Genomic DNA, 25,994 nt, shown 5'->3' on the forward strand with positions numbered 1-25,994 from the left:
CATGGTTGTTTATAATGAAACATTTAATCCAATGTTGTATATTTTAGATTGTGGGTAGGTGCCAAAGTCCGACCCAAACTGGGCATCGTTTCCTGTGTATGAACTCACTTCCGGATCGCTGCCTTTATATTTTGTAATGGTTATTAAGTTGGTACCACTTACATATATCCGCAGGTTGCTTACATGAATGCGTTGTGCTATGCCTGCGGGCAAATTATAACCCAGCGTGATGTTTTTTAAGCGCACATATGAGCCATCCTCAACCCAACGTGAGTTTCTGTTGGCCGATGCTCCCGGTATTTTTACCTTGTTTACCAAACCTGCGCTGGCCCTTGTTGCCTGATCAATAATGGCGGGGATAGACGAATTCTCGTTGCCTGGCGACCACCTGTTTAACAAATCGGCACTGGTGCCGCCGGGCGATTCGAGCGCGATTCTTGATATGTCAAAAATACTGTTGCCATGCGCTCCCTGTACCAGGAAATTCAAATCGAAATGGGCATAGCTGAACTTGTTAGTCCACCCAAAAATAAATTTCGGCATCGAGTTGCCTATTACTTTTTCGTCGTTGGCATTGATAACACCATCGTTGTTTACATCGTCGTAGTGCGGATCGCCGGGCAATTGGCCATATTTGGCTGCCGCTGCCGCTTCACTTGTTTTCCATACGCCTTTATATCCGTAGCCAATCATTTGGCCGTATGGCTGTCCCTTTACCAGGTACATAAATGAGCTGCCAACTCCCTGCCCCCCTGTGCCGCCCGACGCAAAGGCAATGCGGTCAATACCTCCAAGATCTACTACGGTAGCCCGGTTGGCCGAGAATGTAACGCCTGTATTCCAGGAGAACTTTCCTACAAATGGGTCGCCCGAAATTCCAAATTCAATACCGCGGTTGCGGATAGAGCCCACGTTATCCAGGATGGTAGATAGTCCTGAATAAGTTGGCAGGACTCTTGGCAGCAACAGGTCTGTTGTGAGCTTGTTATAGTAATCAAAAGTAAGCTCCAGCCTCCGGTTTAATATGGCCACATCCACACCGGCATCGGTTTGGGCTGTTTTTTCCCATTTAAGTTTCGGGTTAGCGGTTGAAGTAATGGAATACCCCAGGTTGTTTACATCGGTACCAAAGTAAGGGTAATTATAGCCCGATGTAATGTGTGCCAACGTTTGATAAGGGTTTATGGCCTGGTTACCTGTTACGCCATAACTAACCCTGAATTTGAGGTCAGAAAAAATATTGAGTTTTTTGATAAACTGCTCTTCGGATGCTTTCCAGGCGATTGACCCCGAGGGGAAGTATCCCCATTTATTATCGTTTCCAAAAACAGATGAACCATCGGCCCTTACACTGGCGGTTAAGAGATACTTATTATCAAAAATATAATTTACCCTGCCAAGGTATGAGTTAATAACCCTTTCATAAGTATTTGAGGCAGTAGTTAACGTTTTTGCACCGCCCACATCAAAAATACCGGTTTGCTGTACGGCAAAGTCGTTGGCATTAATAGTGGAGTTAAGGTCTTTGGTATATTTTTGTTCGGCTACAGCAGTAATAGTAAAGTGGCTTTTGTGTATGGTTTTATCATAGGTAAGTATATTGGAGTTTTGGAAATAGCTGTTATTATCAGTAAAAATATTACCGCTTCCGTTCAGCAAGAAGCCGCTGAATGTTTTGTTATTGTAAAAGCTGTAGTTGTTTACATTGGTTAGTATGGCACCGCCGGTAACTTTAAGCGTTAAACCTTCCAACAGCTTAAATTCAAGGTAGGCATTAATATTATTGCGTATAACGCCGTTGTTAATGATAGGCTCTCTGGCGCTGGCAACGGGGTTCCAAAGCGTTGGATTGGCATACCGCAAAGCAGCCGCGCTATAGTTGCCGCTGGCATCATATACAGGTATGGTAGGCGAAAACCTTGGCGCTGCAATTACAGGATTGGCCGGGTAATTAATACTGCCTCCGAACAGGGCCGAATTTGATTTTTCTTTGGATGTAGATAAATTCACCCCGAAACCAACCCATTTAGTAATATCGCCTTTAAAGTTTGCCCGGATGGAATAGCGGTCATAACCAGAGTTGATGAGGATACCCTGCTGGTTTAAATAAGCGCCCGATAATAAGTAACTGATCTTCTCGCCGGCGCCGCTAACAGATACCTGGTGATTTTGGGTATATGCTGTTCTGTACACCTGGTCGACCCAGTCGGTTCCGCCATTTTTTTGGAATGCCTGGATTTCTGTGTCCGAAAAAATTGGCTGGGGTTGTGCTCCATTACCATTTTGCGCCAAACGCACTTTATTTATTTCCCTTGCATAATCGGCCGCGTTTAACAGCTTGGGTTTGTTATTAAGGTTGGCAATGCTACCGTCAAAAGTGTAATTAATAATTGCCTTGCCGGGTTTGCCCAGTTTGGTGGTTACCAATATAACACCATTGGCGCCCTGCGACCCATATATGGCTGTAGCCGAGGCATCCTTCAGGATTTCGATAGAAGCAATATCATTAGGATTTAATGAGTTAAGGTTTCCTCCCTGTAATCCATCTATCACAACCAATGCACTGTTATCTCCATTTATAGAGTTTGATCCCCTGATACGGATCACTGTGTTGCCGCCCGGAGAGCCATCCGTATTTTGTATAGATACACCGGGCGCGCGGCCCTGCAAAGCCTGGTCAACCCGCTGTGTCGGCAACAGTTTAAGGTCTTCGCCTTTTACCCGGCTTACCGATCCGGTAAGGTCGCTCTTTTTCTGGGTGCCATAGCCAACTACCATCACTTCGCCCAGCTGGCCCGTTAACGAGTTAAGCACAATCACGTATTGGTTTTTTGAACCGATGGTAAGCTGGCTTTTTTCATAGCCAACAGCCGAAAAAATAAGCACAGAACCGGGCGCCACAGCTATTGAAAACCTGCCTGACGAATCTGTCTGGGTTGCCTGGCCGCCACCTTTCAATGTTACCGTGGCGTATGCCAAATTATGGCCGTTTTCGTCTTTTACAATGCCCGAGATCGGTTTCGTTTGGGCAAAGAGCAGGATAGGGGTTATGACAAGCAGTAGGCTTGTTATAACTTTCCATATCAAAATGCCTTTTTTTAATGGAGGATAAGTAAAGTGTTGCATGGTCAAAAGTTTACAGTTAAATACTAAGGGTTTATTTGTAGTATAAGTTATAGGGTACCGTTTTCTTTATTCAAAATTTATTGTTCAACATGATTGGACTTAACCCACTCCGACACCTTCCTGTTCATGGCCAGTTCGTACCAATACATCCAATCGGTATTATAGGTGCTGCTTGCCAAATGGGCGTGCAGGTTTGAGTCTAATTTGTAGCCGGCAGGCCTGGCCATGATGCGGGTTACCGAAAACACTTTTTCCAGCCGAGAGCGTATCACCGGAAATTGACTTTCATAATCATCAATCCTGTGCAATACCAGGTTTTTATCAGCTAATGAACGGGCATCGTCGTATTGCTTAAGCAGGATCAGTAGTTTTGACGAATAGGCCTGTAGCTCATTTATTTGCCCAAATACTTCCAGGGTGTACCTGTTTCTTAGCGCGAGTACCATGGCTTCTGCTATCCGGTTTTTTACGGTATCGTACATGGAAACCGCTTTTTCGGCCTGTTTTAACCGGCCTTTATACAACGCGGTCCATTGCCCGCTTTTGGATTTGTTTGGCATATCTACCAGCTTAAACGATTGATGATAATTTTCCCTGTCGCCATTAACTATAAAGGCTGTATCCCAAACACTTACTGCTCTTTCTAAAATATCCTCGAACTCGTACCGTTCTCCCGCCAATTTGGGCGAATAAAACCGGTGCCTGAACGTGGCATGAACAACTTTTTCGCTATAATCTTTATCATTCCAGCTAAACCATGCAAAGTCATGAAGGCCGCGCCAGGTGGTCTCGAAGTGGGGCGAACTATCGTCCCAAACAGTGCATAGTATCCCTTTTAATTGTTTATGGGCAGTAAGCCGGCAAAAATCTTTAATTGACTGAAAGTTTGATTGATTACGCTGCAGCATGGCATAAGACATTTGTGCCGATGTGGCCGCCATTACATCCAGGTTGTGCGCTTTATACCAATCAAGCGCCAATATATTACCGGCCGCCGCCGGTGCCTCATAATTCCAGCGCATGTAAATGCAGTTTCGGGGGAACAGGGGGATGTTTTTGTCCAGCGTGTTCTTGTTTTTTTCCCAAAGCTCATCAACCTCCTTTTTACTTAAGGTTGAATCCCAGGTTGTTTGGTATAAATTGCCCAATTTAAAAACCATATCGTCCCAGAAAATTGGGATGCGGTGATGTTCAACAGCAAAATCGGTAACTTTTTTGAGCCAGTACATCTGCAACTCCAGGGGGCTTTTGCCCGAAGCCTTGGATAGCTCCGATTTGCCTAAGGATCCAACCTCGTCTCCGCCTACGTGCAGGTATTTTCCATAGGGTGTAGCTGCTATGGCATCTTCGTACATCGAAAATTGCAGGTCGTAGGTTTTTGGGTTAAGTGGATCAAATGACCAATCCGATGCGGGGTTATCGCGCAAATCTTTATAAACATCGTGTTTTAAAATAAAAGATGCATGCCCCAGCCCCTGAACAAGAGGGCTTATTTCGATAAAACGATCTTTTGCATATTTGCTTAGTGCAGCAAATTCGCCTATGGATATTGCATCAGCCGCGCCCACATCTTTTGCCTTTTTGTACCGCAGCTTATCTTCAAATTCAAAAATGATATTGTTTACTTTGATTGCAGCTAAACGGTCGATAGTTCGGTAATAGTAATTGCCTGCATCAAGGTGATTTTTCAGGTCGATATGCACAGCCCTTACCGGGATAGCCGGATAGTCTGTTATCCTGCAGGCCGGAATCGGCACATTTTGATCGCGTGCATCCTCCAACAATTGATTCAGCGTCTGCATGCCGTAAAATAACCCGCTGTTGCTTGTTGCTTCAATAACAACCTTTTTGCTTTTTACCAAAAGAATATAGCCTTCATCTGATGGCAGCGCCAGGTCTTTTTTAAGTATCAGCAAAAGAGAACCCTTTGTTTTAATACTTGAGTGTGGAAGTGTGTTTAGCAAACCCGGGATAACCAGGTTCGCATCAACATTATTCAAACAAATGCTATGTAAATCTGTAAATAACAGCCCTTCGCCGTTTAACGCCTGAACATTTTGAGGCCGCGGCAGAAGCTTAAAGTAACGGTCGAACGTGCCGGTACCTTTCGCTACGCATACGGAACACAACCATACAAACATGGTCAATATCATGATGTAGCGGGCATGTTTTACTTTTTTGAGCATGTTACTTACGTTTATAAAACCAGGGTTAAAAAATTTTATGCTGAAATATCAGCCTTCATAATTTGCAGTCATTTTGTAATGAGAGGCATCGTTTGACAGCAATGAGGCCGACAGCGTCTCCAGGAACAAGTCGCAACTTTGGTGCGACGATAAAATACTGGCCGGATACAAATTGCTTATTGGCTGTTCCAGGCAATTCTTAACTGCTTTTGCTTTTCGCAAATCCGGAACAGAACAAATAATATGTTTGGATTTCATGATTTGCTGAACCGACATACTAATAGCCCGTGCAGGAACTTCATCCAGCGAAGCGAACCAGCCTTCATTCATTTGTTGTTGTTTACAATCCTCATCTAATTTATCAATAATGATATAAGGGGCAGTGGTGTCAAAATCAGCAGGAGGATCATTGAATGCTAAATGGCAATTTTCGCCAATACCAATTAAGGCAACGTCTATCGGATGCTTATCAATAAGCTTGTTCAGGCGCTCGCATTCTGCTGTTGGGTCTGCTTCGCCGTTAATCAGGTGTGCTGCTTTCAATGGCGGTAATTTGTCAAGGAACAACTCTGTCAGGTATTTCCGAAAGCTTGCTTTATGCGATATAGGGATATTAATATATTCATCTAAATGAAACATAACCACCTTGTCCCATGCTATTCCGGGCGCCTTAATCAACCGTTTTAACGTTTCGAATTGACTTGTGCCTGTTGCCAGGATGATGTTGGCGGTGCCCTGCCCTGCTATTGCTTCGCGAATGTGTTGTGCAGCTGCATCGCCGGCAATAGCGCCTAAATCTTGTGCATTTTTCTCGATATAAATTCTCATAAAGGTGACTCGTGTTTTTCTATTTATAAACTATTATGCATAACCCTGCCTGTAGCCTGGTTTTTTGCCTGCTTTATCTGTGATAGTATTAAGTTTTTGTTGCCTTTTCAGGTACGCTTAATACCACCTGTATTAACGCTGTTTTAGTTATCAGACATTCCGGTTGGCTTACGAAATGTTGAAAGGTGTATTATTTTGCCATGCCCCGCGTGTAAAATCCGGAACTTCTATTGGTTTCGAGCCATTGGCTACAGACCACTCGCTCAAAGGCGCTATCGAACTCCAAAGGGCAGCATCGTAAACATCATGATCTACCGGAAGACCGTTACGTAAACAATCAATTAACCGCCAGTCTGTTAAAAAATCCATACCTCCGTGTCCGCCAACTTTTTTGGCCAGTTCGCCAACTTTTGCAATAAATGGAAGCGTGTATTTTGCCTCTATTTCTGCAAAAACCTCCGGCGATACCCAGCCATCATGACTGGTAGAAATTTTGGCAGGCCCGGCATCGCACTGAATAGTGGCTTTTGTACCACTAATAAGATACCTGGATGATTTAGGCCGGGGCGAAGAAGTATCATGCTGTAGCATAATAGTCCTTCCTTTTGCAGTGCGTATGGTGGATGTATTCATATTACCCCTAAAATGCTTGTCGACGTACTTGGAATACATAGCATCTTTGGCAGCCAGTTCTACGGCTATATCATGTAAAGTGAAATCATTGGTACTTACTGAGGTTAAAAAATCCATTTTATCGCCGCAATTGATATTCATAATCTGGCAAATTGGCCCCAACCCATGTGTTGGATAAAGGTTGCCATTGCGATGGGCGTTTTCTTCAAGCCGCCATAAACCCGGCCGTTGTATCGGGTCGAAAAGCGATCTGCCGATGCTGTGAATATAAGCGCCTTCTCCATGAAGTACTTCGCCAAAAAAGCCCTGGCGTGCCATATTAAGTGTCAGCAATTCAAAAAAATCGTAGCATTCGTTTTCCAGCATTACGCAATGCAACTTGGTTTTTTCTGAGGTTTCTACCATTTGCCAGCATTCATCGATAGTTTGCGCGGCCGGCACTTCTACGGCAACGTGCTTGCCATGCTCCATTGCGTAAACGGCCATTTGCGCATGCCAGTTCCACGGGGTGCAAATGTAAACCAAGTCAATATCGCTGCGTTCGCATAACTTTTTCCATTCGTAGTCATTGCCCGAATATAAGGCCGGGTTGTTTGGCGTTCCCTTAAGGCTTTCCTTTGCTAACTGCACCTGCTTTGGTTTAGTGTCGCACAAGGCCCTCACCTCTACTCCTTCGATATTAAGGATACGCGGAACAGCTTCTGATCCCCTGCTTCCTAACCCGATATACCCGATCCTTACTTTATCGATTTTTGGGGCAGCATAACCATGCATATTAAAACGCTGGCTGCCCTTAATCGTGTTAAACGGTTTGCTGTTGGCATCATCGGCAACTGCAAGTAGCGGCAATGCTGCACCCACCAGTGCCGAGGCAGCAATGCCGGTATACTTTATAAAATCTCTCCGGTTATTTTTCATGTATTGTTATATGTTATAATTGAAAAAGCCTTAAAATAGTGTGTACTTCTATTAATTTATTGCTGCTTTTATAATCAATAAAAACAGCAGTATGTTAGTTTAATAATTGGCAGATACAGTGTTGTTTAATACTATCTTAACACTTGCCTGAAGTAAAACTAACGAAAACAGAAGCAGTTAGCGAGGGTTTGGCCGAATAAATCAGCGAGAACGTTATCGAAAATAATGTAGCCGGTTGCCCGTTATTTCAGGACCATTAAATACTGTGATTTAAAGCGTTAGCTGTTACAATATCGCCTGTTTTTTTTCTGCTAATTATAACAAAAACAGCCCTGCAGCCCGGAGTATTTTATTCCGTATCGGCTACAGGGCTGTTTTTTTATGAAATATGTGCTATGGTATTCTATCCAGAGCTTAACCGCCTGTTGAATTGGTGTTCTTTAAAATCCGCTATCGTCGAGAGCGAAATTATTTTTCCGCTCTTTCCATTTGCCTTTTGTAAAATCAGGAAAATCCTGTAATGCATTTCCTGATTTTAGGGAATTTACAGATAATGGAGCTATTACACTCATTGTAACAGAATCATAAACATCTATCGGGGTTTGCCTCTTGTTTTTAACCGATTCGATAAATGCATTAAATACAAACCAATCCATGCCGCCGTGGCCTGCACCTTCGGCCAGTTTTTCATATTTTTTCCAAAGCGGATGATCATACTTATCAAACCATAACTTCGCCGGATCCCATGCATCATCCTCTTTTGCCAGATGGTCTATATATATGCTGTCGGCCACATCCATCCAAATTCCTTTTGTGCCCTGGACTCGGAAACCCAACGAGTAGGGTCTTGGTAAGTGCGTATCGTGACTTAGCACTACTGTTTCGCCGTTAGCACAATTAATCATGGTTGTTGTTACATCGCCGTTTTTATAATTGATCTTCGAATTTTTATGCCCGGGCGATAATTCCTGTACATAAGCCGCTAAACCACGCGATTTGGAGCTGAATGATACCAAATTGGTAAAGCGGTTGCCCGCATTAATATTTGCATAATGCATACATGGGCCTGCGCCATGGGTTGGATATATATCGCCGTCTACATCAACGTTAAACTGGGTGCGCCACTGGGCTTCACTTATGGCATTGGGCCCAAATTCTACCCCGCCGCCATGAAATTGCTTGCCATTATTGAACAGCACCGCCCTTAAGTTATGTTGGTAACCGCCCTCTACGTGAACCAACTCCCCAAAAAGGCCCTGCCTTACCATGTTTAGTGCGGCCATTACATCACGACGATAGCATACGTTTTCGAGGGTCATATAAGGCATACCTGTTACCTCCGAGGTTTTTACGATATCCCAGTGCTCCTCAACAGTTAGCCCCGCTATAACTTCGCAGCCAACATATTTGCCGGCTTTCATGGCATCTACCGACTGTTGGCAATGGAATTGCCAGGGGGTAGCAATAATTACCGCATCTATATCTTCATGATCAAGTAAGCGCTTATAGGCATCCAGGCCGCCGGTATATTCCTTTACCTTAGGGTGCCCGTTTTTGGCTATAAATTCCCGGCAAATTTTTAGCGAACGTTCCTGCGTATCGCATATCGCAACAATTTCCACATCGTCCCGAAGCAGTCCTTCGCTTATGTGGCTCATTCCGCGTACTCCTACTCCAATATATCCTAATTTTACTTTTTGGGGGGCAGCAGCAAACAGGCTGCCGGCAGGCAGCATAGCTATGCCGGCGGCGGCAACTGCACTTTGCTTTATAAATGTTCTCCTTTTCATGTTTGTTTAATTAAGTATTAAATCGGTTATCCTCTTACCCGGGAACTTTGGTTTTTAATCAAAATTTAAATCTCACAAAAGCTTCTATAGCCTCATATTCTGCAAGGCCCAATTGGTTATATATCCTGGCGGTTTCGCCGGTGCGATGCTCTGCCCGCACCCAAAATTCCCGGGCATCATCACCCGGAAAAACCGGGATATCTTTTTGTGATTGATGTTTAAAAATTGCCAAACGTTTGCGCCTAACCTCGTCGGGCGAAAGCGGTACCGCCATTTCTATTTCGTGAATTTCAAACTCATGCCAGGCCCCCTGTATAACCACAGCCAACAATCTTTTACCCACTCTCCAGTATCTTTTAAACGGATTAAGGCCTGGAGAATAATATCGAAACAAACTTTATGGGTCCCGTGCGGGTCTGCAAAGTCACCTGCGGCAAATACCTGGTGAGGTTTAATTGCCTGTAACAATTCCATCGTTTGTAAAATATCATCTTCATAGCTTATAAGCCTTTGATTTTTAGCCCTGTCATAAAACGGAAGATCCATAAATTGGATACAAAACTCCGGCAAGCCAACAAACCGGGCGCCGGCCGTCGCCTCGCCTTTTCTAATTAGCCCTTTTATCGTCTGTATTTCGGCCAAATCGGCTTGGTTAGGTTGTTTTGTTTGAAAAAAATGCCACATCTTTTCATAAAGCGCTTCAAGCTGATGCGTACTATGCCCCTGGCTTTTAGCAAAATCAATTGCAAACTCCATATAACGTAAGGTATCATCGTCCCAAACAGCGGTATTACCGGATGTTTGATAAGCCACATGCACATCATGATTTTGATCGGTCAACCGTATAAACGTACCACCCATCGAGATTACGTCGTCATCCGGGTGAGGCGAGAAGATGATAACGCTTTTTTTAACGGGCAATGCACGCTCCGGTCGTTTGCTGTCATCTGCGCCCGGCTTACCACCGGGCCATCCGGTTATCGTATGCTGCAGTTTATTAAAAACCTGTATATTGATGTCATAAACCGGGCCTTTTGCTGTTGCCAGTTGTGCCATGCCATGGTTATTATAATCATCTTCGGTAAGTTTCAATATTGGTTTATGAAGCAATTGCGCCAGCCATATTACTGCTTTCCTGATCAATGGCTCGTCCCAGTTACAATCTTTTACCAGCCAGGGCGTGTTGTAGCGCGTAAGTAACGATGCTGAATCATTGTCCAGAACAAATTCTACATTATTTGAAAGTTGGAGGTATGTCGCCGGTATTTTGGCAGAGATTGCGCCCTCAATGGCTTTTCTGACTATTTCGGCCTTTTTTTCACTCCAGGCCATTAAAATTATTTTGCGCGCCGCCAATATTGTCCCAATCCCCATGGTAATTGCTTTTAACGGCACGTTTGCTTTGCCACCAAAGTCACGTGCGGCGTCGCTCCGGGTAAGTTCATCCAAAGAAACCAGGCGGGTACCCGAATTAGGGGCCGACCCGGGTTCATTAAACCCGATATGCCCGGTACGACCTATACCCAATATTTGTAAGTCAAGGCCGCCGTTGGCAATTATTTTTCTTTCATAATCAATGGAAAACAAGGCAACATCTTCCTTTCTGATCGTACCATCGGGGATATGAACATTATTGATGTCGATATCTACGTGATCAAACAAGTGCTTTTGCATAAACACTTTATAACTTTGAACGGAAGATGCTTCTATTGGAAAATACTCATCAAGATTAAAGATGACCACATTTTTAAAACTCAGGCCTTCTTCTGTGTGCAGGCGCACTAACTCCTGGTAAACCATAATTGGCGTGGCGCCGGTAGCCAAACCCAATACAGCTTTTTTTCCTTCGGCCGCCTTTTGCCGTATTAGTGCTTCAATACGTTTAGCTACCTCTTTAGAGGCAACCAGCATATGCGGAAAAACCGAAACGGGAACTTTCTCAAATCTTGTTTCTTCTAAAAGATTTAAACTTCGCATACTTTATGTGATATGTATTTAATGGTTTGCCGGCAACCTGCCCGGATAAGTACCAGATTGTTTCTCGTATTCTATTTTATTGGTTCAGGCATTCAAAACCCTTAAATCTTTTTTTAATAGCAGCCATTCCTGTTGTATTATATCGGTTAGTTTGTGCTTTTTGATTCAAGCATTTTAAATAATTGAATCTGGGCTAACGGGCGTGTAGGCTTATACAAATCCACTACTGTATGCTAAAAAAAGCCCACACCTGTCTATTCAGCCCTTTGACAATACCAAAAACCATAAAAAACTGTTTGATTAAAACACAACCAGCGACCAGGAAAAATGATCAAATTGTGAGTTTCCTGAGCCGGTAACCGACACTTGCCTGAGGTAAAACTAATTAAAAATGAAACCCTTGTATCGGACATTGGGATATAAATCAGCGAGAACGTTATCGAAAAAACAGTGTTTCATTGCTTTTATAGAACATCAAAAGCTTTTAGATAAGGGCGTACACTACCGATATTTGACATTTTTCGGTCCTGTAAGGTCGTAACTTGGCAAAACAGGATGCTTACCATTTGCACGAGTGATACGGCTTTTTATGAGTCTCGTCTTCAAATTAACTGTACCAGAAAATTGAAATCTCGTTTTTTTAGCCTAAAAACATTATTCATATTGAAGAGGCATCAGCACCATCTTCGTTAGTTTTTATCCTTTTCCCAGTTGCATTTTTTTTAATGCCTAACAATAACACCGGGAGCCTGGTGCTGATTGAATCCCCTTTTTTGTGTTATTTTGCCGGTTTACTATTAAAGTCATCCAGGTCAAAATGCATAATTCCCCACAAGCTTTATATGTTTACAATCAGGTGCAAGCATTTTTTTCTGTAATATGCTTAAATTCGGTCGTTAAGATAATATAAGCTAATGATCTTTAGTTTTACGGCCACACCGGAGTTTGATTTCATGACTTATTTTGCCCGTTATATCGGGGCAACAGTGCATCATAACTTGCTGGTCATTCCTGGTCATATCGGGGATGGATACATCCGCAAAATTTTGTTTGACCCGGAGTTCAAGATTACCCTGCACCATTATGTACTAAAGGAGGACCTGGTCATCAAACGTAATGCATCCGGCCTGGGTAACGAACTGATCACTATATTTTTTTACAGCAACGAGCAAACGCTCGGCATAGCGTTTGACAACAATCCAAATATTCAATTTTCCGAACGCGATGATTCCGCTATCCAGGTTACCTCTAATGACCTTAACTCAACCATCCGCTTCCCGGCGGGGCACACAATACGTTACGCTGTAATTGCCATAATGCCAACCTATCTAAAAACACTATTGGCCCTAAATAATCTACATTCCACAATCGAAACAATTACTGGCTCCGGTAATACATTTCTATACTTTGAGAATATGACGGCTGAGGCCAAACTGCTGCTCAAAAACTTAAGCGCGGTTGATATGAACGATAGCTTAAGCCAATTCTATATGCAGATAAAAGTACAGGAGCTGCTTTACCTGCTTTTTCAAAAGCTATCAAAACGGGAAAGCTTGCCGCATCAAAACATAAACAGCGCAGATGCCGCCAGGCTTCTTCATATCCGTAACGAAATTATCAGCAACCTGGGCGTACCACCTGCTTTGCCCGAACTGGCACAAATTGCCGCTATGAGCGAGACCAAACTCAAACAACTTTTCAAGCAGGCCTTTGGAGATACCATTTACAATTACTTTCAACGCGCACGGATGGAGGAGGCGGCCTTTTTGTTAAAACAAGGTAAGCGGTCTGTTGCTCAGGTTGGTTATGAACTGGGCTTTACCAACTTAAGTCACTTTAGCAGGCTGTTTGAAAAACATTACGGCCTTACACCTAAGCGGTATTCTTCCCGGCCATAACTTCTTCGTCGTATCGGACTGATTTTTTGCCTTTTCAGGCTATTATCGCCTAAATATTAGGCGCAATTTTGCTGTATAAACAAAAATATATAATGCAAAATGAAAAAGTTACTCACGCCCTATAGCAAAGCCGCATTTCACCCAGCCCCAATTTATTTACCCGTACGCTACTAATTTTTAACAATTACAACATACAACTATGAAAATTACCACCACTGGCTCATTAGGAAATATAGCCAGGCCATTAGTAAAAAAGCTGATCGCCGCCGGACATGAAGTAACCGTGATCAGCACAAAAGAAGACCGTAAAGGCGAAATTGAGACTTTAGGTGCAAAGGCCGCTATCGGTTCTATCCGTGACGAGGCATTTTTGACTGAAGCTTTTAGCGATGCAGATGCGGTTTACATCATGATGCCGCCGTCAATGGGGCCAATTAACATGATAGAGAACATTGCCGATGCGGGGCAGGCTTACGCAAACGCCGTTAAAGCGGCAGGCGTCACCCGCGTGGTCATGCTGAGCAGCGTTGGCGCCGATGCCGCCGAAGGTACTGGCCCTGTACAAGGTGTACATCGTGTTGAAAGGATATTAGAGAAATTAGACGGCGTAAAGGTGACCATTCTGAGATCTGGATTTTTCTATATTAATTTTCTTCGCGATATCCCACTAATTAAAAGCAAGGGAATCTTCGGCAATAATTACAACGGACACGATCAATTAACCCTTACACACCCGGAAGATCTTTCGACAGCCATCGCAGAGGAATTACAGTCTGTAGGAAACGGGGTTGAAGTGAAATACGTGGTGAGTGATATTTCGACCGGAGACGAAATAGCGGCAATATTTGGCCAGGCCATTGGAAAACCGGAACTGGTTTGGACAGTTATTCCTGATGAACAACTCAAACAGGGCATGCTCGGCGGAGGATTACCGTCGGAATTAGCCGGCCTTATCGTTGAAATGGGCCAGGGCGTAAGGGCAGGTATTATTACCAGGGATTTTTTCACCAACGGCGCAAGGATAACCGGTCACATTAAGCTGGAACAGTTTGCCGAAGAGTTCAAAGCAGCGTACCTGCGTGCTTAAACCATTTTTGTATATAATATCGCACAAAATCATGGAAACAAACAAAGTTAAATTATAGACCTTCGGAGGAAACACAGGTGACTATGATAGAATATTTATCGATCTTATGAAATACCTTTGCCCGGCACCGTTTTGTTTCAGTCCTGAAGAAATAAGTTCGACCGGTATATCAACAGCCGAGCGCAGGGAATATTAGTCAAGCGGTTTGGAGAACTCACAACTTATGTTATCGCCTACCATGACCTGAACTACCTTTATGGAAGCCTGCCGAACTGGGGAAAATTTGGTAGGCTGTTGGCTGAATCGTTCTTTAATATCGCTCAAATACTGACAGAAGAACCTTTTTTTTTCGCCCGAGCAGCGATATACCCGGTTGTTGGAAGCACACCCGGCTATTACCAGGCAGATACCAGCTTATCATATTTCGTCTTACCTGGGTATCACCAACCCATCGTTGAGCCGAATAAGGAAACGCATTGAAAGTAAAAAGTACGGAATAAAAGGTTAGCACAACTCGGGAGGATCGAAAGCAAGGCTAATCTCGGTCAATAGGCCGCTGAGCTGGGCCAGATGAGCTGCTGTGGGTAAGTATAAATAGTTTCAGTTCATCCCACCGCACCAGTTGCAATGCCCTGCATTCGGCATAGCAATTGTAATCAACTTTCGCGGCCATCATGATCACTTGTATTACAGCTATTCTGTATGTTGTGTTTGAGTCAACCGTAGTCCTGCAAGCTTTTCGGCCCGGGCCGCTCAGCGATCCGGCAGAGCGCATCCGCAATATCGGTCAGTTTTTTCTGTATGAGGTTGAGATAGCTGGACAATTGCATTTGGTTCCTGATCGTCAGCGTATGACCTTCGATAGCTTTGCCCAACCGGGCCGCCTTCCGTGCCAAAGCCGGGTAGAACTGAGCATCTATAGCCGAGGTATACCCCTCCTTGTATTACTACCAGTTAAAAGGGTGGCCCAATTCTAAGTATTAAAACACCAAAAGCCTCCAAATGACATCATCTGAAGGCTTTCTGTTTAAGGTATAGCAAATTGATTATCCTCTTCTTATTGAAGCAGGCTTATTAGTTTACTACGTTTTTGTTCATCCAGTTGCCTGATCAGTTTTAGTTCATCTGGTATTTGCTGATATGAGTGTTCGAACTGCTGCAAATAACGTTGAAAATTATCCGGACGGTAGCCCAGTAAACGATTGGTTTCTTCTGCAAAACCAAGGTTTTGGGGAATATACATACCTTCATTACCGTTATCACCGCTTTTGAGGGCCACTGTTATCATCGACAAGCGTTTAAAACGCTCAACAAGTCCGGCGGTTATCCCGGGCTGCTGTGCGCCTTTATAACTTATACGTACTTGCTGCGCAACCCGGCAGTCTTTATCCGGGAGAAAAATATTTAAACAAAGATCAGATCCGTCATAATTCCAGCTACCATCCCTGCCTTCCGAATTAAATTGCAGCGGCTTACCGTTCAACAATACTTTTGACGGAGGTTGAGTACCGAACAATTTAACGGTAAATTTTCTGCGCGAAGGCATGCTGTGATACTTACCTACTGCAGGATTGATATTTACCATTTGTTCAGCACCAATGCTCCGTGTGGTTACACTGGTGGTGGCAAATTCACTTTCATAGTTTTTATCGTTCCCGTTATCTTCATAAAGCTGAAACTTACCGCTGTTTCCCGGAAAAACCCCAATGATTAAACTGCCGGGAAGGGTATCGAGGTTTTGGACCTTATCATTATACATCGGTATCACCGCGCCCGCTTTCACATATATGGGATATTCATCGATAGAAAACGAACGCTCAATTACCTGTCCTCCCTTTAGCAAAGTACCTGTTTGCCATTCATACCAATCGTTTCCTGACGGAAGCCAAACCTTAACAGCAGCAAACCCATCTTTAGATGGCGTTGTCACCGGCCTGATCAGCATATTATCCCCAAACATGTATTCTTCTTTATAGATATAGGATTCGGGCTGTTTTGCGTAATCGTAATACATGGGCCGGCAAAGTCCAATGCCCGTTTCAAAGGTTTTTCTGGACATGGCGTAGATGTAGGGCACAAGCGCATACCGCAGCCTGATGGCATCATGTTGGGCTTTGGCATATTCCGGCCCAAAATTCCAGATCTCTTTTTTAATTGCCGCGTTTTTGGTAGAGTGCGTTCGCATTATCGGACTGAAACAACCATATTGCAACCAACGGGTATAAAGCTCAGGTTCTACTCCTTTTTCATTTCCCTTGAGGATGTGCCCGCCAATATCATGGCTCCAATAGGTATACAACACATTCGAAGCTGTGCTTGTAAAGTAGGGTTCGTAGGCCAGCGATTCCCACGACATAAAGGTATCTCCCGAAAAACCGATCTGGTAACGATGATTACCCAATCCTCCCCAACGGTGATACAACAACGGCCGCGTTTGACCATGCATAGCCTTATCTGTAAAAAAAGTATAATTAAGCCACCAGGTGTTACTTAGCGCCGGGATCTTATTATCATTTGGCCACTGCTGCCAGTCCAACCACCAGAAATTAACTCCTGCTTTCTCTATCGGCCTTAACACTATATCGAACAGGCCACGCATAAAAGCCTTGTTGGAAGCTTCGAACGGAATTGGTTTCTTTTGAGATGTATCCGCCTTCATGTAGGCAGCAAAACTGTTGTAACGTTCCTCTGTTGGTTGGATCCCATCTGCCGGATGCAAATTCAATGTTGTTTTCAGATGATTTTCTTTCGTCCATTTCAGAAAGCCGGAGGGATCGGGGAAAAGGTTTTTGTTCCAGGTGTAGCCAGTCCAGCCTTTGGTATGCCAGTCCATATCAATTACCAAAACATCGGTTGGCACATCAAACCGTTTAAGGTTTTGTACCAATTCCCGTAGCTCATTGTCCGAATAACTCCAATACCGCGACCACCAGTAGCCAAACACATATCGTGACAGCATTGGCACGTGACCTGCAATTTTGCTAAAATCCAGTAAGGCAGATTTATAGTCGTCGCCATAACCCCAAAAATACCAATCCAATTTTGGAGTACCGGGAGCAGCTACCCATGGCCATTCAGAATTATCCAGTCTGAGGGATTGAGAGTCATCCAGGAAAAACCAGCCATCTCTGGAAAGTATCCCATCTTCCAGTTGAATCTTTTGCCTGCTATATAAATTCAATTCACCATCCTGCCCGTCCAAAGTGCGGTAGGTCCCTTTTAAATTAAATTTCTGCTTTTGCCCCGGTTTCCACAAAACGGTATCGGCGTTCAAAAAGCGAATTTTTAGATTAGTACTATCAAATACCCCGGAATTGATTTTATAAGCAAGTTCTATCTTTTTCGTTTTCAGATGAAACCAGTTATCCTCTGTACGGGTGGTAAATGTAGGAACAGGAAGCTTACGGTTAACCACAACCAGTGAGGCCCTATTATCATAACTTGCGGGCTGCCCCCATTGTAACCTGACCAGTTGATCTGTAAGTACGGTAAAACGGGCATTTCCCAATTGTATAACAGCCTTTGAATCTGGTGTCAATTGACTGCCGCTCTGAGCGCGCGCGCTGGTAGTAAATAAGACAAAAGCACAAGCCAATGCCTGAAAAAGTATTTTTATTTTTTGTTTGTAGATGATAGACATTTTAACGTGTATTTAAATCATGATCAGGGTGAGTGCCACAAAGGAAGCATTGTATAACAGCATAAAATGAGCTTACGACGGACTGTCAAAAAAAAATCTCAACACCAGCAACAGCATCTAACTGTCAATCAATTGCATGTCAATAAAAAAAGACTAAAAAATCACATATTTTCTATAAAGCTGAACAAGCATACGGCGAGCAATCATTTTGAGAACCGCGTATATTTCTTAAATACAGCAACTCGTGGCCAACTTTTTGGTTAAATTCGGTTGCTCCTTAAGAACAACCGAATTATTTTATAGGAATGTTGAATGATTGATATAGCTATAACCGGTACCTTTTATTATTAAAAACTAAATGATCGGTATACCCGCGGGGTTACCATCCATAATTTTGCACCAATGCAGGATCAATATTGATCTCCGTTTGTGGTATGGGCATCAGGTAATGTCGATCGGCAAAAACACGAGCCTGGTCAACCACTGTTTTGTAAAACACCGCAACACCGGCGGCTTCACTGTTAGGATCAAATCCGGTTGAGTTCAGCTCTTCAGGCGTTGGCCTGGCGTTCATGCCATGCATATTTCCATTATCTGCAGTTTTGGCTATCAGCCAACGGCGCACATCCCAAAAACGCTGGTTCTCGAAGGCAAATTCAATGCGCTTTTCGTTTTGGATCCTTTTACGCATGCCCTCTTTGGTATTATCGGATGCTATGATAGGCAGCCCCGGCATAGATACCCGGCTTCTTACAGCGTTTACAGCATTGTAAACATCGCTGTTAGGTACAGACAAATATTCATTCATCGCCTCTGCATAAATTAAATAGATCTCGGCTAGGCGGATAAGCGGAAAATTCCGGTTGGCGCTACCATTGCCCTTTAAGTTAACAGCAGGATCGGCCCATTTTCGCCAATTATAACCGGTTTCACAATTGGTGCCCGGTTTAGGCCAGCCGTCACAGCCTCCGCCATTGTTGCCAAACCAGGCAAATTTCAATGGCCTTGCATTGTTGCTATAGTTCCATACATCGTACTGAAAAAATATAGTAGCGTAAAAACGGGGATCCCTGTTTTTATACATGTTCGAAATATTGGAGACAGGGGTATTCCTTACACCATCCCACATTTGCCCGTTCCAAAAGCCGGTAGTTTGATAGCCGGATTGCGGATCTGTTATCGGTCGTCCGTTATTCATTTCATACGAATCAACCAACTCCTGGAAAACGCTCATCTTTCCGTTACCGTTAACTGCGTTTCCATCCCTGCCATTAGGCATATAAGTACCTTCAAAATCCCGGTTACCTCCAATAATCAGCGGCAGTATAATTTCATTATAATTACGGGTAAAAAACAGCTGAGCGTAGTTATCAACCGGATTTAACGGGTTTGGGTTGGATAATGAATAGGCACTCAAATCCAACACGGCTTTAGCTGCATTGGCAGCCTGTAACCACTTATTATTATCATAAGTTTGAGGAAACAACTGTGTACCATCGGCATTTTTAATATTGGCATACATGGTATTACCATTAAACAGCGGACTGGCCGCATAAAGTAAAGTGCGCGCTTTAAGCGCTAAGGCCGCTCCTTTGGTGATGCGCCCGTAATCGGCCGAACCATTGGCATAATTTACCGGCAAAATTTCGGCAATAGCATCACACTCCGAACTGATAAATTTCACCACATCGTCAACAGTGTTTCTTGACGTTGTTGTAGCGGCGGGATCTGTAGTGGCTAAAACTGTGTTTACCAGAGGCACGGCACCGTACCTTCTGAACAATTCGAAATATTGATTGGCACGCAGAAACCTTGCTTCCGCTTTATAAAGCGGAATGCGGGGCGAGTAATAATCACTCCGTGAGGCAGGGATGGGTGTTTTATCAATACTTGCCAGAAAAATATTGGCCGAACGGATATACTGGTAAGCGCTGCCCCAAATATCAAGCGAGTTATTGGTAGCATTCCACGCACCTGAATTAAAAGCCAGTTCGGGTACATTTTCCCAGTGATTTTTGCATTCATCTGTACAGGCTCCTAAAATGGTTCCTCCGCCGTGGATGAACTGTACATCGTTATTATTTAACGATTTATATAAGTGAGCCCACGCACCTTCTGCATTTTGGATATTGCTAAAAACAGCATCCTGTGTAACCAGTTCTGTAGGAACCACATTAAGATATTTTTTGCAGGAAATGGCAGTGATGCAGGCAAATAAAAACAGGTATATAAATTTATTGCTTTTCATGTTGAATGTTTTAAAATGTAAACCTTAAACCGGCGTTGATCACCTTTTGCTGCGGATATGTTCCGGTACCGTTGTTGCCAATTTCAGGGTCGAAATTGAAATCTTTAAGCTTGCTCCAGGTCAGCAGGTTAATGCCGTTAACAAAAACGCGTGCGTTTTCTATCCCTATCTTTTTCATCAAGGTTGCTGGCAGGGTATAACCCAGTTCAACAGTTTTTAAACGGAGATAATTTGATGAATAGATCCAGAAGGTGGAACCCTGCTGATTGTTTACATTATCAGCAGATGAAATACGCGGGAACATATAATTAGCATCCGGATTTGAAGCTACCCAGTGATTATCAACAACCTGGGTTAATGCGCTGGCAAATCTCGAAAAGGCATATACCCCTGATCCGGATAGTAAAGTAGAACCACCTAAGCCTCCCTGGAACAGTACGCTCACGTCAAAGTTAGCGTAATGGTACCCCAATGCTACACCAAACTGCGATTTTGGATTGGCCACTTTTCCGGGAAGATAGCCGGCATCAAGGCTGTTAATAACGCCATCGCCGTTCAGGTCTTTATATTTGATATCTCCTGGCTTGGTAACACCAAGGCTTGATTGCGATGGGCTGTTGTCAATATCGTGCTGGCTTTTAAACAGGCCGAGGGCTGTATACCCATAAATCTCGTTGATGCTGGTACCTTTTAAAGCCTGCCATTCGCGGCCGGGGTAATCAGGTTGGGCGTAAAACAGGATTTTGTTAGTGGCGTAAGCATAATTGATGGTGATATTATATCCTTGTTTTTTATTAAAATCATGCCTGTGGGTAAGCGAGATTTCATACCCCCTGTTATCGGTTATACCCGCGTTAACCGCGGGTATCTGCGGTAAACCGATAAATGCCGGTATCAGTTGTGAGGTAGCCAATATATTGTTGCGGCGCTCTTTAAACACGTCTGCCGAAAGGGAGAACATCCCTTTCCATAAACTAAGGTCAAGACCCAGGTTTAACTTTTTTGACCGTTCCCATGTTAATAAAGTATTGCCGGCCTGGCCTTCCAGGTAGCCGTCATAACCATTACCATCGCTATTAAAACCAAACTTGTAAGCATTACCTTCTTTTACCCATGTACTTAAATAAAGAAACCTGCTTGAGCCTATTTTATCGTTACCAACAATACCGTACGATCCCCTTAATTTAAATTGATCAATAAAACTAAGTGATGAATTATCTTTAATAAAATGTTCGTTTGATGCTATCCAGCCTGCCGAAACCGCGGGGAAAAATCCAAACCGGTGCCCCGGTGCAAAGTTTTCAGACCCATTATAACCGAAGTTAAACTCGGCAAGATAACGATCATCATAAGCATAAGCGGCACGGCCCAAAACGCCCTGGTATTTGTAAGGTAAACCAGCGCTCGCGTTTCCAACGCCGCCGCCAACAGCATCAAAAAAGCTCGATTGGTTATAGATGGCCATAGCTTTTACGGAGTGTTTGCCAAAATCGCGGTCGTAATTAATATAGGCTTCGAGCACTGTACGGCGAGAGCCGTTGGCGTTTACCTGGTAATCGAGGGTACCATTACCGTTATTTACAATTACATAATGACCGTTGGTGGCCAAATCCGTTTCGGTATCAGCAACTCCCTGATTGAGTAAATATTGGTAGGTAATGTTAGATAAAGGCCTGCTTACATTCCGGAAGTTATCGTTATCAAAAGATAACCGGACACGTGTGCTCAGGCCTTTGGTTAACCAACCCAAATCCCATTTAAAGCCAGCTGTTGATTGCAGCGAGGTTTCAAAGTTCCGTTGATAACCCGATTGCGTGAGATCGACATAAGGTGATTGATTAGTATTGGGCGCGGCACCCGGCGAACCATCGGGGTTGATTATCGGGTAATACCACGAAGGCGTTTGTTTAATATCGTTAAATATCTGCGAGGCATTTGCGCCCGGGTAATTCCTGTCATATACAATGGCGCCCAGGTTAAGCTCCATCGACAGGTTTTTGGTAAGGTTAAGGTCGATATTTGAACGGAAGTTGTATTTATGGGTTATGGCCTGAATATCATACTGGCTTACCGCGTCTTCATAATTATATAAACCATTTTGCTGCAGATAGGATAAGGAGATAAAATACCTTGTTTTTTCAGTACCGCCGGTTACGTTCAAATTACCCTGTGACAGGTAGGAAAACGGCTTTAGCATTGTTTTTGTCCAATTGACATTTGGATATAGATACTGGTATGCCGGATACGATCTGTCACGGTATTTATTCAATAAAACATCCGTGTAAGCGCTGGTATCTGCAAACAGGCCATCATTCACCAGGCCCTCTTTGTAAAGCTTGCGCCCGGTATATGAATCAACATATTGCGGTAAAGCAGTTGGTGATTGCCAGCCATTTTGCGCTGTTGCAGAGATGCGCGATGTGCCTATTTTTCCGCGTTTGGTGGTCACCAGCACAACACCGTTGGCACCCTGAATACCATATATCGCAGTAGAGGCCGCATCTTTCAGGATACTCACACTCTCTACTTCATTGGCATCCAGGCCGCTAAAATCTCTTTGAATACCATCAACAAGGACTAATGGGGCAGAATTGTTAGTGGTACCAAAGCCCCTGATATTTAAATAAGAGCCATCTGCTCCCGGTTCACCGCTGTTTTGAATGGTTAATAAACCAGGTAAGCGACCAGCCAGGGCGTTACTTAAATTGGCAACCGGGCTTTGCTGCAGTTCTTTAGTGCCCACCGCTGCTATTGCACCGGTTACCCGTTCTTTACGCTGGGTTCCGTAGCCTACTACAACAATTTCCTGCAGGCCGGTGCCCGGACTGAGCGCAATAACACCAAGGTCTTTGGCCACCTGAACTTCTTTATTTGCATAACCTACAAAAGAGATGACCAGTGTGCTGTTTTCGGGGACATTTTTAAAGGCAAATTCACCTTTTTCGTTGGTGGTCATCCCCTGCCCTGTTCCTTTAATTTTTACCGAAGCGCCGGGCAAAGGTTTGCCCGTTTCGTCTACCACGGTTCCCTTAACTTCGATATTTGCAACAGTGGCTTTGTTTTTATCAACATTTTCCCCGTTTGCTTCGCCGTTGCCTTTTATGACGATGGTTTTTTCGGCAAAGCTATACAACAGCGCCTGCCCTTTTAATAAAACATCGAGCACATCTTTTATATCAGCATCTTTAACATTAATAGATACAGGCGACGAATTTTGCAGCAACTTATGCTTATAAAAGAAAGTGTAGCCGCTTTGCTTGTTGATATCCTTTAATATTTTTTCGAGCGGTACTCCCTTTTCTGACAAGGTGATCTTTTGGGCGAACACATCTGCTTTAACTTGAAAAGCAAAAGCTATGGTTAACAAAATAATTAGCTTCATCACTAAAAATGTTCTTCGACTTAAAAACAGAAATTCGTAGTTTTTTGAACTACGTAGATTAATTTTCATAGTTTCGTTTGGTTTTTGGTTTGGTTAAAAAGTAAACTTCGTCGGTTTTCTAATAATCTCGAATCCAGAAACTACCGCGCAAGCGGATACAGCCGGTTGTGTTGGAAGCACTGCCGGCATTTTTTTTGAATGAGATTTTGGTGGGCGCTTTTTAAGTATCTTTTTTCTTCATCGAAATTTGGATTTTGAGGTTAATAATCGGTTATTGGTTTTATAATTGTTTTTGGGGAATCATAGCTGTTATTGGGAAACAATCAGTTTTTGACCACTTAGTTTTACATTGATATCGTCCAGTTTCAGGATTCTGAGAACTTCGGAAAAAGCCGCATTCCTGGGGATTTCGCCGTTGTAGGTATCATTGCCAACCTGCCCCCGGTACTCCACATCAACGTTGTACCATCTCGATATTTTGCGCATTACATCGTGGATATCAGCATCTCTGAATAAGATCAAACCGTTTTTCCAGGCAGTAAAATCGTCAGCATCTACAGTCGTTTTAGATAATTTGTCGTTTTTAAAAACCGCCTGTTCATTTGGTTTTATAATGATTCCCGGCGAAGCAGAAGTTTGGCTCTTTGCATAAACTTTCACACTGCCTTCCAGCAGGGTTGTTTTAACTGCTCCCTCCTCGGGATAAGCATTAATATTAAAGTGTGTACCCAGCACCTTTACTACCTGCCCTGCACCCGAAACTTTAAACGGCCTGTGTGAATCATGAGCAACTTCGAAGTACGCCTCCCCCGACAATTCGACAGTTCTTTCGTTACTCGTAAAATCGACGGGGAATTTGATCGTACTACCGGCATTCAGCCAAACCTTAGTCCCATCTGCCATGATAAGCTGGTACTTTCCGCCGCGAGGTGTTGACAATACATTATAAGGTTGTGGAGTGGTGGTAATTTCGGATGTGTTTTTCTGATATACCACACTGCTATCTACGTCGTTATTGGCAGAAATATGGTTAAGTGTAAACAATCGTCCTTTTCGTGAGCCATCAAGGGTAATCTGCCTTCCGTCGGCAAGCGTTAGCGTAGCCTTATTACTGCCCGGTTTAATGCTGTTTTTGTCAGATGTTAACTCGTAAGGTTTAGTACTTCCACTGAAATACCTGTTGACAACAATTAATCCTCCGAGAGCAAAAATTATAATTGCTGCGGCCCACCAACGCGCCGGCATAAGCCTTCGCACCTGGTTTTTAGAAAGCCTCCTATGCAAATCTACTTTCAGACGTTTCTCAATTTCCGCTTTATCTCCGAAATCAGAGATCCATGGGATATCCGACAAATCGAAGTTGTCACGATATTCTTCAAATATTTTTTGCTCTTCCGGCGTGCAGTTGCCTAAAGTGCAGCGCTCATATAATTTAATAAATTCTTCGTAAGACATGGCTATAACGGTTATTCTTATAGACAATTCTCCTTGCAATAACTCACACACTTTTTGTTTCTTTTTTTAGATTTTTTTCAAACAATCGATAACGGGTAGTCAGCTACCCCCTCAACAATAAAAGTTTGTTATTAAATTGCACGATTCAAGCTTAGATTGAGATCCTTATAAATGAACTATCCCCAACAAACAGATGAAGATTTATTTGCAGCAGTTAAACGCCATGATAAAAAAGCGTTTAACCAGCTTTATGATCGTTATTGGGAGGTGGTTTATAAAAAAGCCTTTTCGTACTTACATGATACCGAGTCCTGTATGGGTATTGTGAACGACATATTTGTTAATATATGGGAAAAGAGAGAGGTGCTAAACATTATCACATTCAAAAATTACCTCACAGCTGCTGCCCGATACCGCGTATACAATTCCATCAAAGCAAACAACACATCACAATTGAAATATGTTGAAGACTATGAAAAGCTGGATGATTTAAGTGTTGTATATAACAATGCCGAAAGCAATTTCGAGGTTAATGAATTAAGCACTGATCTGGACAAACTGCTGGACAAACTGCCGGCAAGGTGTAAAGAGATCTTCCTTTTGAGCAGGGTTAGCCAACTGACAAATGCCGAGATCGCCGAACGGCTGTCCATTTCAAAAAGGGCCGTCGAAAACCAAATTTCCCTGGCTGTCAAATATCTGAAACCACATTTCAAGCATTATCCAACGGTATTAATTGTTGCAAAATTGATTCTTGTACATGCCAGGCTCCGGTTGTGAGTTATAATCATGATGTTTCTATTCAAGCATCAAAAGCCGGTATCAA

Annotated in this window: 13 protein-coding genes and 1 pseudogene; 3 read left to right on the top strand and 11 right to left on the bottom strand. The window is 43.4% G+C overall.

All coding sequences use genetic code 11. The features are described from left to right. Positions 1 to 9 precede the first annotated feature (9 nt). From FSB76_RS04325 to FSB76_RS04350, 6 genes and pseudogenes are all read right to left on the bottom strand, one after another. The gene (locus FSB76_RS04325) at positions 10 to 3,126 is read right to left on the bottom strand and encodes a SusC/RagA family TonB-linked outer membrane protein (RefSeq protein ID WP_147052357.1); all 3,117 of its coding nucleotides are present in this window, start codon (positions 3,124 to 3,126) and stop codon (positions 10 to 12) included. A gap of 77 nt (positions 3,127 to 3,203) precedes the next feature. Next, positions 3,204 to 5,312: a glycoside hydrolase family 20 zincin-like fold domain-containing protein gene (locus FSB76_RS04330; protein WP_147052358.1), complete on the bottom strand. Its 2,109-nt coding sequence runs from the start codon at positions 5,310 to 5,312 to the stop codon at positions 3,204 to 3,206. 48 nt (positions 5,313 to 5,360) lie between these two features. Then, on the bottom strand, positions 5,361 to 6,140 hold the full coding sequence (locus FSB76_RS04335; RefSeq protein WP_147052359.1) for a glucosamine-6-phosphate deaminase: 780 nt from the start codon (positions 6,138 to 6,140) through the stop codon (positions 5,361 to 5,363). Positions 6,141 to 6,308: 168 nt separating this feature from the next. Further along, entirely contained in the window at positions 6,309 to 7,691 is a 1,383-nt protein-coding gene (locus tag FSB76_RS04340; RefSeq protein WP_147052360.1) for a Gfo/Idh/MocA family protein, read from the bottom strand. 440 nt (positions 7,692 to 8,131) lie between these two features. Beyond that, the gene (locus FSB76_RS04345) at positions 8,132 to 9,481 is read right to left on the bottom strand and encodes a Gfo/Idh/MocA family protein (RefSeq protein WP_147052361.1); all 1,350 of its coding nucleotides are present in this window, start codon (positions 9,479 to 9,481) and stop codon (positions 8,132 to 8,134) included. A 58-nt stretch (positions 9,482 to 9,539) separates the two neighbouring features. Continuing rightward, positions 9,540 to 11,458, bottom strand: a pseudogene (locus FSB76_RS04350) (glucosamine-6-phosphate deaminase). 914 nt (positions 11,459 to 12,372) lie between these two features. On the opposite strand from FSB76_RS04350, the gene FSB76_RS04355 reads away from it, so the two are divergent. After that, positions 12,373 to 13,356, top strand: coding sequence for a helix-turn-helix transcriptional regulator (locus tag FSB76_RS04355; RefSeq protein WP_147052362.1), 984 nt, complete (start codon positions 12,373 to 12,375; stop codon positions 13,354 to 13,356). 199 nt (positions 13,357 to 13,555) lie between these two features. After that, the gene (locus tag FSB76_RS04360) at positions 13,556 to 14,443 is read left to right on the top strand and encodes an NmrA family NAD(P)-binding protein (protein ID WP_147052363.1); all 888 of its coding nucleotides are present in this window, start codon (positions 13,556 to 13,558) and stop codon (positions 14,441 to 14,443) included. Between the two features lie 535 nt (positions 14,444 to 14,978). Here the strand turns inward: FSB76_RS04360 and FSB76_RS32050 are convergent. From FSB76_RS32050 to FSB76_RS04385, 5 genes are all read right to left on the bottom strand, one after another. Beyond that, on the bottom strand, positions 14,979 to 15,119 hold the full coding sequence (locus FSB76_RS32050; RefSeq protein WP_158642838.1) for a hypothetical protein: 141 nt from the start codon (positions 15,117 to 15,119) through the stop codon (positions 14,979 to 14,981). A gap of 381 nt (positions 15,120 to 15,500) precedes the next feature. After that, complete coding sequence (locus tag FSB76_RS04370) at positions 15,501 to 18,083, bottom strand: glycoside hydrolase family 31 protein (RefSeq protein ID WP_147052364.1); 2,583 nt, start codon at positions 18,081 to 18,083, stop codon at positions 15,501 to 15,503. 379 nt (positions 18,084 to 18,462) lie between these two features. Beyond that, positions 18,463 to 20,331: a RagB/SusD family nutrient uptake outer membrane protein gene (locus tag FSB76_RS04375; RefSeq protein ID WP_147052365.1), complete on the bottom strand. Its 1,869-nt coding sequence runs from the start codon at positions 20,329 to 20,331 to the stop codon at positions 18,463 to 18,465. A 10-nt stretch (positions 20,332 to 20,341) separates the two neighbouring features. After that, positions 20,342 to 23,782: a TonB-dependent receptor gene (locus FSB76_RS04380; RefSeq protein WP_147052366.1), complete on the bottom strand. Its 3,441-nt coding sequence runs from the start codon at positions 23,780 to 23,782 to the stop codon at positions 20,342 to 20,344. Positions 23,783 to 24,022: 240 nt separating this feature from the next. After that, on the bottom strand, positions 24,023 to 25,168 hold the full coding sequence (locus FSB76_RS04385) for a FecR family protein (protein ID WP_147052367.1): 1,146 nt from the start codon (positions 25,166 to 25,168) through the stop codon (positions 24,023 to 24,025). Between the two features lie 171 nt (positions 25,169 to 25,339). Here FSB76_RS04385 and FSB76_RS04390 point away from each other — a divergent pair, with 171 nt between their 5' ends. Then, positions 25,340 to 25,948 (top strand): sigma-70 family RNA polymerase sigma factor, encoded by a 609-nt coding sequence (locus FSB76_RS04390; protein ID WP_147052368.1) that lies wholly within the window; start codon positions 25,340 to 25,342, stop codon positions 25,946 to 25,948. Positions 25,949 to 25,994 lie beyond the last annotated feature (46 nt).

The organism is Mucilaginibacter ginsenosidivorax (assembly GCF_007971525.1).
Taxonomy (GTDB): Bacteria; Bacteroidota; Bacteroidia; order Sphingobacteriales; family Sphingobacteriaceae; genus Mucilaginibacter; species Mucilaginibacter ginsenosidivorax.

What these genes read in the sequence shown, in the direction of transcription:
- FSB76_RS04325 (WP_147052357.1), bottom strand. Translation starts at nt 3,126, where the DNA reads ATGCAACACTTTACTTATCCTCCATTAAAAAAAGGCATTTTGATATGG.
- FSB76_RS04330 (WP_147052358.1), bottom strand. Translation starts at nt 5,312, where the DNA reads ATGCTCAAAAAAGTAAAACATGCCCGCTACATCATGATATTGACCATG.
- FSB76_RS04335 (WP_147052359.1), bottom strand. Translation starts at nt 6,140, where the DNA reads ATGAGAATTTATATCGAGAAAAATGCACAAGATTTAGGCGCTATTGCC.
- FSB76_RS04340 (WP_147052360.1), bottom strand. Translation starts at nt 7,691, where the DNA reads ATGAAAAATAACCGGAGAGATTTTATAAAGTATACCGGCATTGCTGCC.
- FSB76_RS04345 (WP_147052361.1), bottom strand. Translation starts at nt 9,481, where the DNA reads ATGAAAAGGAGAACATTTATAAAGCAAAGTGCAGTTGCCGCCGCCGGC.
- FSB76_RS04355 (WP_147052362.1), top strand. Translation starts at nt 12,373, where the DNA reads ATGATCTTTAGTTTTACGGCCACACCGGAGTTTGATTTCATGACTTAT.
- FSB76_RS04360 (WP_147052363.1), top strand. Translation starts at nt 13,556, where the DNA reads ATGAAAATTACCACCACTGGCTCATTAGGAAATATAGCCAGGCCATTA.
- FSB76_RS32050 (WP_158642838.1), bottom strand. Translation starts at nt 15,119, where the DNA reads ATGATGGCCGCGAAAGTTGATTACAATTGCTATGCCGAATGCAGGGCA.
- FSB76_RS04370 (WP_147052364.1), bottom strand. Translation starts at nt 18,083, where the DNA reads ATGTCTATCATCTACAAACAAAAAATAAAAATACTTTTTCAGGCATTG.
- FSB76_RS04375 (WP_147052365.1), bottom strand. Translation starts at nt 20,331, where the DNA reads ATGAAAAGCAATAAATTTATATACCTGTTTTTATTTGCCTGCATCACT.
- FSB76_RS04380 (WP_147052366.1), bottom strand. Translation starts at nt 23,782, where the DNA reads ATGAAAATTAATCTACGTAGTTCAAAAAACTACGAATTTCTGTTTTTA.
- FSB76_RS04385 (WP_147052367.1), bottom strand. Translation starts at nt 25,168, where the DNA reads ATGTCTTACGAAGAATTTATTAAATTATATGAGCGCTGCACTTTAGGC.
- FSB76_RS04390 (WP_147052368.1), top strand. Translation starts at nt 25,340, where the DNA reads ATGAACTATCCCCAACAAACAGATGAAGATTTATTTGCAGCAGTTAAA.